We start from the raw sequence: 11647 nt of genomic DNA on the forward strand, positions 1-11647 counted from the left end.
TGAAGCTCGGTCGAGCTGTCCGCCGGCACGGGCGAGCAAGGCGGATCGGCGGGCTGAACGCGTCGGCGGTTGCCGCTAGCCTGGTGGGGTGAATCAGTCCATCCCGACGCCGGTGATCAACGGCTCATTCCCTCGCCTCCGGGTACCCGTATGAGCGTGTGGGAAGACGTCGTCGGGCAGGAGCGGGTCGTCGCCGCCTTCAGGGCGGCTGCCGAGGCCGCCCGCGTGGTCGTAGCCGCGCGCGGGGGAGGCGATTCCGGTGCCGGTGAGGCCATAGTCGCCGGTGAGGCCGGCGCCGTCGACGCCTCCGCCATGACCCACGCCTGGTTGGTGACCGGTCCGCCCGGCTCCGGCCGGTCCGTCGCCGCCCGCGCCTTCGCCGCCGCCCTGCAGTGCACCGGCGAAGTTCCCGGCTGCGGGGTGTGCAAGGCCTGTCGCGACGTGCTCAGCGGCAGCCACCCCGATGTGGTGCGCATGGCCACCGAGAAGCTCCTGATCACCATGGATGAGGTCAAGACGCTGATCGGTGAGGCGCAGCGCCGTCCCTGGACCGGCAACTGGCGGGTGATCCTGGTGGAGGACGCCGACCGCATGGCCGAGCGCACCACCAACGTGCTGCTGAAGTCCATCGAGGAGCCGCCCCCGCAGACCGTGTGGATCCTGTGTACGCCCAGCGCCGACGACGTACTGCCCACCATCCGCTCGCGCTGCCGGCTGGTGACGCTGCGCGTCCCGCCCGCCGACGCCGTAGCCGAACTGCTGGTGCGCCGCGACGGCGCCGAGCCGGAGCTGGCCGCCCGCGCCGCCCGCGCCAGCCAGTCCCACATCGGGCTCGCCCGCCACCTGGCCACCGACCCCGGCGCCTGGGAGCGGCGCCGTCGCCTGCTGCTGGCGCCCATCTCCCTGCGCAGTGTGGGGGACGCCGTGTTGGCCGCCGCCGATCTGGTCGACGCGGCCGAGGCGGAGGCCGCGCAGGCCACCACCGAACGCGACGCCGTGGAGAAGGCCGCTCTGCTGCGAGCCCTCGGGCTGGAGGAGGGCGGGCGGGTTCCGCCGTCGCTGCGCGCCCAGGTCCGGCAACTGGAAGAGGATCAGAAGCGGCGCGCCCGGCGTGCTCGCACCGACGTGCTCGACCGGGCGATGATCGACCTGTTGTCCTTCTACCGGGACGTGCTGGTGGTCCAGCTCGGCAGCGACGTCGAACAGGTCAACATCGACCTCTCCGATGCGGTGACACAGGTGGCCGCCTCCACCGGGCCGCGCCAGTCGCTGGCGCGCATCGCCGCCATCGAGGAGTGCCGTGAGCGGTTGCGGTCCAATGCCGCTCCGCTGCTGGCGGTCGAATCCCTCATGGTGCAGCTGCGTCCCCAGGCCTAGGCGCTGCCAAGGAAGCCCGCCGGCTCCGCCTAACGCGGCTCGGCCGGCTGTGCCGCGGCGGTGTCCTCCGGCGCGAGCTCGGTGGCCGCCCAGGACGACAGCAGCCGCAGCGCCTCCTCGCTCGGGCTGCCCGGCTCCACGCCGTAGACGAGCATGGTCATTCCGGGGGTGGTCGCCATCGCGGCCGGCTCGTAGCACAGGTGAATCTGGCCGACGATCGGGTGATTAACCACCTTCTCACTGCGGCACACGTAGCGGACGTCGTGGCGCGCCCACAGGTCGGCGAACTCCCGGCTGCGCGTGGACAACTCACCGATGAGCGCCTGCAGGCACGGGTCGGTCGGGTCCTCGCCGGCGCTCAGCCGCAGCATCGCCACCAGGTCCTCCGCACCCATCTGCCAGTTGGGGAAGAAGTCCCGCGAACGCGGGTCCAGGAACATGAAGCGGGCCATGCTCGGGTGCTCCGCGGCCACCTCCGGGATCGGGTCCACGAACATGTGGTAGTACAGCGCCCGCGCCATGGTGTTGGTCGCCACGTAGTCGCCCGAGCCGTTGCGCACCGCGGCCGGCATGGGCGTCGCGTCCAGCAGCCACTGGGTGTCCTGCCGTACGGCGCAGCTCTTGGCCCGCCCGCGACGGCGCCGCATCCGGCCCGTGGGGGTGACGGCGCGGGCGAGGTCGATCAGGTGCTGCCGCTCGGCGTCGTCCAGCAGCAGCGCGGAGGCGAGGGCCTCCAGTACCTCGTCGGAGGCGCCGGCCGCATTCCCCCGCTCCAGGCGCGTGTAGTAGTCCACACTCACCCCGGCGAGCATGGCGACCTCCTCGCGGCGCAGCCCCGGCACCCGGCGGTGCCCGGCGACGACGGGCAGCCCCACCATCTGCGGGGTCACCTTTGCCCTGCGGGTGGTCAGGAAGTCCTTGATCTCGGCGCGGGCGTCGGCGGATACGGGCGGCTGCTGGCTCATGGGATCAGCGTAGGCGCCGCCCGGCCGCCGTGGGAGGCCCGCCCAGTCCCCGTCAAGGTTCAGGTGGGACCAGAGGGGGCGGGATAGGCCCTGGGACGTGGTGACAGAGCCTAACGGCTGCGTCGCAATGGGGAGAGCTCCACGGCCGCGCGTCCGCCTGGGGGAGGGGCCACCCCGTAAGCTGCACGGGTGAAGCCGTTCAAGTTACCTGGCCGCCGCGCGCTTGCGGCACTGACCGCCGTATTCGCCGCCGCCGGCCTCGTGGCGTGTGACAGTCCGCTATCCGGTTCGGGCCCCAGTCCCTCTCCCGCCGCCCGGGCGACGGCGTCGACCAGCGCCGTGCCCGCGGGCCTGGAGGACTTCTACGCGCAGGAGGTCGACTGGTATCCGTGCGCCAACGTGGGCATGGACGAGACTGACGGCGACGCGGACTACTCCTGCGCCTACGTCACCGCCCCGCTGGACTACGACGACCCCGATGGCCAGACGATCGACCTCGCCATGAAACGGCGCGCCGCAACCGATGACGCGATCGGCACCCTGTTCATCAACCCGGGCGGCCCGGGCGGCTCGGGCGTCGACCTCGTGGAAACCGCCAAGGGCTATTTCTCCGACGAGCTGATCGCCTCCTACGACGTGATCGGATTCGACCCGCGCGGTGTCGGCAACTCGACGGCCATCGACTGCTTGACCGACGCCGAACTGGACGAGGACCGTGCCTCCTCCGAGATTGCGGAGTCCACCGCGGATGCGGACGGTGCGGACAACGAGGCCGCCGCCCAGGAGGCGGTAGTGGAGTACGTCCAGTGGTATGAGGGCAAGTGCGAGACCAATACCCCCGCCGACCTGCTCGACCACGTGGACACCATCTCCACCGCCCGCGACCTGGACATGCTGCGCGCCGTCGTCGGCGAAGACGTGCTGACCTACCTCGGCTACTCCTACGGCACCTACCTGGGGGCCACCTATGCCGAACTGTTCCCCGGCAACGTCGGGCGGATGGTGCTGGATGGCGCCATCGAGCCGACGCTCAGCGCCGGTGAGACGACCCTCGCCCAGGCGGCCGGCTTCGAGAACGCCCTGCGCACCTATGTTGAGGACTGCCAAAGCGGTGACAAGTGCCCGCTGCACGGCGACGTCGACGCCGGTGTCGCCCAGATTCAGGACTTCCTCAAGGTCACCAAGGGCGCCCCGATTCCCACCTCCGACCCCGACCGGCCTCTGACCTACTCCCTGGCCGAGTCCGCGATCCTCGGGATCATGTACCAGTCGGAGTCCTGGAGCGTGCTCACCGAGGCATTGGACCAGGCCATGAACCAGGACGACGGCACGCTGCTGCTGTTCATCTCCGACCTGTTCGCCTCCCGGGAGGATGACGGCTCCTACTCCGGCAACGGCGATGAGGCCATCAACGCCATCAACTGTCTGGACCACCCGGTGGAGGGCGACGCCGACAGCTGGGCGGCGGAACACGCGCAGCTGGAGGAGGCCTCCCCGACCTTCGGCGCCGACTTGGGCTACTCCGACCTGTTCTGCCAGACCTGGGGGCACGAGTCCACGCGCGAGCGGGCCGCGATCCACGCCACCGGCGCCGCTCCGATCCTGGTGGTCGGCACCACCGGGGACCCGGCAACCCCCTACGCCTGGTCGCAGTCACTGGCCGAGCAGCTCGACGACGGCCACCTGCTCACCTGGGAGGGCAATGGGCACACCGCCTACGGGCGCGCCGGCGACTGTGTGACCACCGCCGTCGACGACTACCTGCTGGCCGGCGTTCTGCCCGAGGCGGGGCTCACCTGCCGCGGCTGACTATTCGACCGTGAGCTCACCGGCCAGATTGCGCCCCATCCAGGCACCGAGCTCCGCCCCGCGCAGCCCCTGGGAGGCCAGGAACTGCAGTTTGGCGTAGGTGGCCTCCAGGGTCATGTCGCCGCTGCCCACCGCGCCGGCCGCGGCCAGCCCGTCGCCGGCGGCATACCGGCCGAGTTCCACCTCGCCCTGCAGGCACTGGGACGAGACCACCACCGCCACGCCCTCGGCCACCGCCTGGGCAATCACGGCGGTCAGCTCCGGCGGCAGGTTGCCGACGCCGAAGGCCCGCAGTACCACCGCCACGGGGGGCGGCGTCAGCAGCTGCGCCAGGCGCGCGGCGCTCAACCCGGGGACGGCGTCGACGACGATCACGTCGTGCCGGCCGAAGGGGGCCGGTTCCTTCCAGACGACGCCGGGCACGGTTGCTGCCGCACCGGCCGCGGTGCTGGCCGTCCAGTGCCAGGGGGCGCCGGCCAGGGCCAGCGGCGCGGCACTGGGGGAGTCGAAACCCGTCAGGCTCCAGGTGGAGATCTTGGTGGCGCGGTTGCCGGCGAGCAGGCGCCCGCCGAAGAACAGGTGCACACCGCGGGGTGCGCCCTGGGTGAGCGCCTGCAAGGCGCCGACGACGTTTGCGACGGCGTCGGAGTCGGATACTCCCAGCGGCAGCTGGGAGCCGGTGACGATGACCGGCTGCTTCAGTTCCGTGAGGGCGTAGGACAGGGCGGAGGCCGTGTAGGCCATGGTGTCGGTTCCGTGCAGAACCACAAAGGCGTCGGCAACGCCGGCATGGGCATACAGGTCATTGACGATCGATTGCCAGGTTTGTGGTGCCGCCTGGGCAGAATCAAGCAAAGGGTGCAGCGTTGTCAGAGAGGTGTTTCGGCCTTGCGCGTCAGTGCGGTCCGGGGCGATCCGCCCGGCACTGCGTGGGGGCACCGGCATGTGCTTCGGTGCGGGGAATGCGGCTAGTAGGTCGGCCAGCCAGGCTTCCAAGTCGGCACCTGGCTGCAGCCCGTGGGGGGAGTCAACCATGCCAATGGTCCCACCGGCGTAGGTGAAGTGGACGTGCATATGGACAGCCTACGCAGGCGGCGCCGCTGTGCTGTAAACCACCCGGTGTGATTGGGGTGCTGGATTGCGTGGCGGCGCCGGCAGGCGGTAGCCTGCGTTTCGCCGCTTTGGCGGCAGGCCACCTTAGCTCAGTCGGCAGAGCGATTCACTCGTAATGAATAGGTCGTGGGTTCGATTCCCACAGGTGGCTCCATTGGCTCTTGCGTGCCGAGGGCTCGTGCGCGTCCACCGGCCGGCGTGCCGTATTCGGCGAGTTTCTTGCTTTAATTGCGCAGATATGCGTATCCTGTTTCGCGGGTGATTCCGTAGTAGAGGCGGAACCCGCAAATCTGTGGCAAGGAGGACCAATATGGCGCAGAAGACGCAGATTGTTCTAGTTGATGACATCGATGGGTCCGAGGCGACTCAGACCATCACTTTCGCCCTCGATGGTGTCACGTACGAGATCGACCTAAACGAGGAGCACGCAGCCGCGCTGCGTGAGTCGATCGAGGAGTGGACCATTAAGGCCCGTCGCCGCGGTGGCCGCCGCACGCTTCGCCGTCGCCCGGCAGCCGGTGTCACGCAGAAGATCCGCGAGTGGGCGCGCGCTAATGGCTACGAGGTTTCCGACCGCGGGCGCATCCCCGCTCCGGTACGCGAGGCCTACATGGCGGCCAACAACCCGAGCAACAACAACGCCTGAGCCGCGCCGTCGTCGGGCGCCAACGCCCCCCGACGCCGCCGCGCGCATTGCGCGCTCTCGTAGGCACCAGGTCCCGGGCCCTTTTCGGACTCGGGACCTGGTGGCATCTGCTTGGGCCTGGCACAATGGGCCACATGGCTTACACCCTTGTGCTGCTCCGCCACGGCGAGAGCGAATGGAATGCAAAGAACCTGTTCACCGGCTGGGTTGACGTCCCGCTGTCCGAGAAGGGGCGCGCCGAGGCCGTCCACGGCGGTGAGCTCCTCAAGGAGGCCGGCGTCCTGCCCGACAAGCTGTTCACCTCGGTGCTGCGTCGCGCCATCATGACCGCGAACCTGGCCCTGGACGCGGCCGACCGGCACTGGATTCCGGTGGAGCGGCACTGGCGGCTCAACGAGCGCCACTACGGCGCCCTGCAGGGTAAGAACAAGAAGGAAATTCGCGAGCAGTACGGCGATGAGCAGTTCATGCTCTGGCGCCGCTCCTACGACGTGCCGCCGCCGGCCATCGAGCTCGGTTCGGAGTTCTCCCAGGACACCGACCCGCGCTATGCCGGCGAGCCCATTCCAACCACCGAGTGCCTGAAGGACGTGCTTGCCCGTCTGCTGCCCTACTGGGAGGAGACGATTGTCCCCGAGATCAAGACCGGCAAGACGATCATGATCGCGGCCCACGGCAACTCGCTGCGCGCGATCGTCAAGCACCTGGACGACATCTCGGACGCGGACATCGCCGGCGTGAACATTCCCACCGGGATTCCGCTCGTTTACGAGCTCGATGAGGAGACCCTCAAGCCCATTAAGAAGGGTGGGCGCTACCTGGACCCCGAGGCCGAGGCGAAGATCGCCGCCGTCGCCAACCAGGGCAAGTGATCCGCGGCCACCCGCGTAATCGCCGGCCCACAGGGGCTTTCGCGCGGGGCGGCCAAGGTCGAACTAATCGGGCGGGGCTGAACGACGTTCATGACGTCGTTCAGCCCCGCCCGATGCTCATCTTCGGCTGCCGGCATCGGGCAACCACCGCGGGTTATCGGCGCGAACGTGGTGTTTTAGCTCGGCGGCGTGCGGGGTGGCGGTGCTTTTGCACGACCCTGGGCGACACTGCACGACCTTGGTGTGCGTTGCACGACCACCCCGGGGTCGTGAAACACACACCAAGGTCGTGGAACGCGGCCCGGGGTCGTGCAGTACATACATAGGGGCGGGATGAGTATCACCGCCACCCCGCACATAACGGGCCCCTATGTGGTTCGGCGCCGATGAGCGTCCGGAGTACGCCTCGCCGGTTACGGACCGGGCGTGCCTGGTATGAGGCGAGGCCGGGCGGGGCGCGGAAGTCGGGCAGGTGGTTCGCTTTTCACCGTCGGCTGCCTGCGGCGGTGCGGCCGGACTTCTTCATCGGGGTCTGGCAGATCGGGCATGGCCCTGCGCGGGGGCCGCGGTCTCACGGCTTGCGCGTTTACCCACGAGTGTCGAGCACCGCCCCGGAATCACCCGCCAGGCCATATTCACCCAGTTTTCCCGCACCACAGCAGCCAAAACCCCGATCGTCGACACCACACCCACGCCGATAACTCACCACCCCAGCCCTTGAGCGGAAAGGCATATTTCAGGACTCGCTGGGACTGGGCGGGGTGATACCCGAGACGAGGTAAGCCATGCGGCGGGCCACCGACGTGGAGTGATCACCGAAGCGCTCCAGGAAGCGCCCCATGAGCACCGCGTCGACCACCTGCTGGCGGGTCAATTCGTTTTCCGGGTCGAGGATCATCTGGAAGGACTTCCGGTGCAGCGCGTCCAGCTCGGCGTCGCGCTCCTGGATCTGCGCGGCCAGCTGCAGGTCCTGGGTCTGAATCAGACGACTGACATCATGACCGGCGCGCACGGCGGCGTCGGCCATCTGCACCATCAGCCCGAAAACCGGCTCGGGCACCGCGGGCAGCGGGTAGCGGCCGCGCGCGATCGCGGCGACGTGGCGGGCAAGGTCACCCTGCCGCTCCAGGGTCTGCGCCATGCGCAGGGCGGAGATGACGTTGCGCAGATCCCGGTCCACGGGCTGCTGGCGGGCCAGCAGCATTACGCACATGTCATCGATGTCGCGCTGGAGGTCGTTGATGCGCTCGTCGGCGTCGATGACCTGCTCGGCCACCACGATGTCGCCACTGCGCAGCGACTCCGCGGCGCGCTCGATGGCCGTGGCGACCTGTTCCGCCATGGACGCCAGATCGGTTCCCAGCTGCTTGAGCTCCTGGTTGAAGATGTCGCGCACGGCTGCCTCCCACGTGTCGGCGCTCGGGGCTCGCGAACGGCCCGCCCACCCCTCTACCCTAGGGGGCGTGGGAACCGTTTGGCTGATCATCGCCGTTGCCGTGGCCGGTGTCGCCGCGGGCGCGGCGGCAGGACTCGCGCTCGGGCACGCCACGCGCGACGCACAGGGCAACGGGATCACCTCTGGCTCGACCCTTGAGCGGGACGGCTTGATCCCGGTGCTGGCCGCGCTCAGCTCCACCGTGGTCCTGCTCGACGACGACGGCGAGGTCCTGCGCGCCTCGGCCGCTGCCTACACCTACAACCTGGTGCGCGACGACGAGGTCTGCGAGCCGCAGGTCGCCCAGATGGTCGAGCGCGTGCGCTCCTCCGGTCAGGCCGAGGAGGCCGAGATCACGGTGGCGCGCGGTCGACTGCCGGGCGCGGGCAACTTTCACCTGCAGGTGCGCGTCGCCGGAATCGGGCGGGGCCGGGTGCTGGTACTCATCGAGGACCGCACCGCCGCACGGCGCGTGGAGGAGATGCGGCGCGACTTCGTGGTCAACGCCTCCCACGAACTCAAGACCCCCGTCGGTGCCATCTCCCTGCTGGCCGAAACCGTGCGCGAGAACGCCGACGATCCCACGCTCGTCGTCGACTACGCCGCACGCATGAACCGCGAGTCGCACCGCCTGGAACTGCTGGTGGGGGACATTATCGAGCTGTCCCGCCTGCAGGACGGTGACGCCCTGGTCGAGCCCGAGGACGTGAGCCTGGATGACGTCGTCGTCGACGCCCTGGACCGCGTGCGGGTGGAGGCCGAGGCGAAGGAGGTCGCCCTGGTCGCGGGCGGTGCCGAGAACCTCCACGTCCTGGGTGACGCCTCCCTGCTGGTTACGGCCGTCAGCAACCTGCTGGACAACGCCATCCGCTACTCCGACCCGCGCACCCGCGTCAGCGTGGGGCTGAGCGTGGACGCCCACGACCCGGAGCTGGTGCGCATCGCCGTCGTCGACCAGGGGATCGGCATCCCCAAGCAGGCGCAGGAGCGCGTCTTCGAACGCTTCTACCGGGTGGACAAGGCGCGCTCGCGGGCCACCGGCGGCACCGGGCTGGGCCTGTCGATCGTCAAGCATGTGGCCGCCGACCACGGCGGCACGGTGGAGCTGTGGTCGGCGCCCGGGCGCGGCAGCACCTTCACCCTGGTGCTGCCCCGCCACCGCACCGAGGCGGACCGGCCCGGGCCGGACCCCGAGGCGGTCCAGGCGGTGGCCAGCGGGGCCGCCGGCGCCTCGTTCGCCGCCATCGCCGCCATCTCCGACGAGCCCGCCCGGGGGAAGGAGCAGTCGTGACCCGCATCCTGCTGGTGGAGGACGAGGAGAACTACCGCGAGCCACTGGCGCTGAACCTGCGCCGCGACGGCTTCGAGGTGGTTGAGGCGCAGGACGGCGCCGCCGCCATGGAGCGCTTTGAGCGCGCGGGGGCGCCCGGCGGCAGCGGGCCCATCGACCTGGTTCTGCTGGACCTGATGCTGCCGCGCATGTCCGGGGCGGAGGTGTGCCGCCGTATCCGCCGCAGCTCGCGTGTGCCGGTCATCATGCTCACCGCCCGGGATGCGGAGATGGACAAGATCGCCGGACTGGAACTCGGCGCCGACGACTACATCACCAAGCCATACTCCTACCGGGAACTCGTGGCCCGCGTGCACGCGGTGCTGCGCCGCACCGCGGACGATGCACCCGAGGAGCCGGTGCTGACGGCGGGGCGGGTCGCCATGGACGTGGGCCGCCACGAGGTGCGCGTGGATGGGCAGGTGGTGCCCATGCCCAAGCGCGAGTTCGAACTGCTGGAACTGTTCCTGCGCCACCCCGACCGGGTGCTGACCCGCGCCCAGATCATTGAGCGTCTGTGGGGCGCCAACTACGTCGGGGACACCAAGACGCTGGATGTGCACGTCAAGCGGATTCGCGCCAAGATCGAGGCGGACCCCAGCTCCCCGACGCTGCTTACCACCGTGCGCGGCGTGGGCTATCGGCTGGTCGCTGCCGACTGACCCCGGGCTCGTGTGAGCTAGCTCCCCGATCTTCCGGCGTTATTTCCTGATAAAATGGAGTCCCGCGACAAATTCTGGAGTGACCTCACACATGACATTTGAAGTCGGCGAGACCGTCGTCTACCCCCACCACGGAGCCGCCCGGATCATTGACATCCGTCAGCGCAAGGTCAGGGGCGAGGAGAAGACCTACCTGCAGCTCGAGGTCGCTCAGGGCGACCTGACCATTCTGGTCCCGGCCGAAAGCGTCGACCTCATCGGCGTGCGCGACGTCGTCGACGAGTCCGGACTCGAGCGCGTCTTCGAGGTGCTGCGGGCGCCGCTGACGGAGGAACCCACCAACTGGTCGCGGCGCTTCAAGGCCAACCAGGAGAAGATCGCCTCCGGTGACGTCATCAAGGTCGCCGAGGTGGTGCGCGACCTGTCCCGTCGGGACACCGACCGCGGTCTGTCCGCCGGGGAGAAGCGCATGCTGGCCAAGGCCCGGCAGATCCTCGTCTCCGAGCTCGCGCTCGCGCAGAAGACCCCCGAGGAAGAGGCCGAGAACACGCTCGACGAGGTGCTCGCCTCGGGCACGGCGGCCTGAAGGCATCCACCCCCGGTTCGTGTTGTCTTGACACTCGTCGCGGTCTGAAACCCGGCTGCGGCCACGCGGTCCCGCGACACTGGTAAGGTCCCGCGCATGTCGGATAAGACCGCTGGGATCGCCGTCGCCGTACTCACCGCCGCCGGCTCCGGCACCAGGCTCGGCGCCCGGGGGCCCAAGGCGCTGGTGGAGGTTGGCGGCGAGTCCCTGCTGCACCGGGCCGCCCGCGGCCTGCTCGCCTCCGGCGTCATCGACCACATCACCATCACCGCTCCCGGCGCCGAGATCGACCGTTTCACCGCGGAGGTTGTCGACCTTGCGGGTGAAGGGGCTGTCGTCGTGGTTGCCGGCTCGCCGGACTCCCGACAGGCCTCGGTCGCCCTGGGACTGGACGCCGCGCTGAAGGCGCGCCCCGAGGCTGAAGTGGTGTTGGTGCACGACGCCGCGCGCGCCCTGACCCCGCCCGACCTGATCCGGCGCATCGTCGCCGCCGTGCGCGCGGGGCACGACGCCGTCGTCCCCGGGCTGCCCGTGGTCGACACCGTTAAGGAGGTGACCGACGCGGGGGAGCGGGTGGAGCGAGTGGTGGGCACCCCGGACCGGGCACGGCTGCGGGCGATCCAGACCCCGCAGGGCTTCGCCCGCGCCACTCTCGAGGCCGCGCACCAGCTGGGGGCGCTCCGCGCCGCCGATGAGACCCACGCCGCCAGGGACGACGCCGCTCTTGTGGAAGCGATGGGCGGCCGGGTCGTCGTCGTCGCCGGGGACCCGCTCGCCCTGAAGGTGACTACGCCACTGGACCTGGCCTTGGCCGACGTACTCGCCCGCCGGGAGGGTATTCGGTCTTAGGCT

At 69.8% G+C, this 11647-nt stretch carries 11 protein-coding genes and 1 tRNA gene; 9 read left to right on the forward strand and 3 right to left on the reverse strand.

Going from position 1 to position 11647, the window contains the following annotated elements:
- Positions 1-150: 150 nt before the first annotated feature.
- Positions 151-1377, forward strand: a complete 1227-nt coding sequence (locus ACGLYG10_RS05635) for a DNA polymerase III subunit delta' (RefSeq protein ID WP_073328828.1) — start codon at positions 151-153, stop codon at positions 1375-1377.
- Positions 1378-1406: 29 nt separating this feature from the next.
- Here ACGLYG10_RS05635 and ACGLYG10_RS05640 read toward each other — a convergent pair whose 3' ends face one another.
- Positions 1407-2342, reverse strand: a complete 936-nt coding sequence (locus tag ACGLYG10_RS05640; protein WP_073328830.1) for a helix-turn-helix domain-containing protein — start codon at positions 2340-2342, stop codon at positions 1407-1409.
- Positions 2343-2531: 189 nt separating this feature from the next.
- On the opposite strand from ACGLYG10_RS05640, the gene ACGLYG10_RS05645 reads away from it, so the two are divergent.
- Positions 2532-4151 carry an alpha/beta hydrolase gene (locus ACGLYG10_RS05645; RefSeq protein ID WP_073328833.1) on the forward strand — a complete coding sequence of 540 codons (1620 nt, stop codon included), beginning with the start codon at positions 2532-2534 and terminating at the stop codon, positions 4149-4151.
- Here ACGLYG10_RS05645 and ACGLYG10_RS05650 read toward each other — a convergent pair whose 3' ends face one another.
- Positions 4152-5225, reverse strand: coding sequence for an asparaginase domain-containing protein (locus ACGLYG10_RS05650; protein ID WP_073328835.1), 1074 nt, complete (start codon positions 5223-5225; stop codon positions 4152-4154).
- Positions 5226-5342: 117 nt separating this feature from the next.
- Here ACGLYG10_RS05650 and ACGLYG10_RS05655 point away from each other — a divergent pair.
- The 3 genes from ACGLYG10_RS05655 to ACGLYG10_RS05665 all read left to right on the forward strand — a co-directional run bounded on the left by ACGLYG10_RS05655 (position 5343) and on the right by ACGLYG10_RS05665 (position 6782).
- Positions 5343-5418: transfer RNA gene (locus ACGLYG10_RS05655), tRNA-Thr, on the forward strand.
- A 156-nt stretch (positions 5419-5574) separates the two neighbouring features.
- Complete coding sequence (locus tag ACGLYG10_RS05660; RefSeq protein ID WP_073328839.1) at positions 5575-5910, forward strand: histone-like nucleoid-structuring protein Lsr2; 336 nt, start codon at positions 5575-5577, stop codon at positions 5908-5910.
- Positions 5911-6044: 134 nt separating this feature from the next.
- Positions 6045-6782, forward strand: a complete 738-nt coding sequence (locus tag ACGLYG10_RS05665; RefSeq protein WP_073328842.1) for a phosphoglyceromutase — start codon at positions 6045-6047, stop codon at positions 6780-6782.
- Between the two features lie 736 nt (positions 6783-7518).
- On the opposite strand, the gene phoU is transcribed toward ACGLYG10_RS05665, so the two are convergent.
- Positions 7519-8178 carry a phosphate signaling complex protein PhoU gene (phoU, locus tag ACGLYG10_RS05670; RefSeq protein ID WP_073328844.1) on the reverse strand — a complete coding sequence of 220 codons (660 nt, stop codon included), beginning with the start codon at positions 8176-8178 and terminating at the stop codon, positions 7519-7521.
- Between the two features lie 67 nt (positions 8179-8245).
- Between phoU and ACGLYG10_RS05675 the strand changes: the two genes are divergently transcribed.
- The 4 genes from ACGLYG10_RS05675 (at position 8246) to ispD (ending at position 11644) form a co-directional block, all read left to right on the forward strand.
- Positions 8246-9508, forward strand: a complete 1263-nt coding sequence (locus ACGLYG10_RS05675; protein WP_073328848.1) for a sensor histidine kinase — start codon at positions 8246-8248, stop codon at positions 9506-9508.
- Positions 9505-10209, forward strand: coding sequence for a response regulator transcription factor (locus ACGLYG10_RS05680; RefSeq protein ID WP_073328850.1), 705 nt, complete (start codon positions 9505-9507; stop codon positions 10207-10209). The genes ACGLYG10_RS05675 and ACGLYG10_RS05680 overlap by 4 nt, the downstream gene beginning before the upstream one ends.
- A 91-nt stretch (positions 10210-10300) precedes the next feature.
- Positions 10301-10795 carry a CarD family transcriptional regulator gene (locus ACGLYG10_RS05685; RefSeq protein WP_073328853.1) on the forward strand — a complete coding sequence of 165 codons (495 nt, stop codon included), beginning with the start codon at positions 10301-10303 and terminating at the stop codon, positions 10793-10795.
- A gap of 96 nt (positions 10796-10891) precedes the next feature.
- Entirely contained in the window at positions 10892-11644 is a 753-nt protein-coding gene (gene ispD / locus ACGLYG10_RS05690; protein WP_073328856.1) for a 2-C-methyl-D-erythritol 4-phosphate cytidylyltransferase, read from the forward strand.
- The last annotated feature ends 3 nt before the right edge of the window (positions 11645-11647 follow it).

This window comes from Actinomyces glycerinitolerans (genome assembly GCF_900098745.1).
GTDB lineage: Bacteria > Actinomycetota > Actinomycetes > Actinomycetales > Actinomycetaceae > Actinomyces > Actinomyces glycerinitolerans.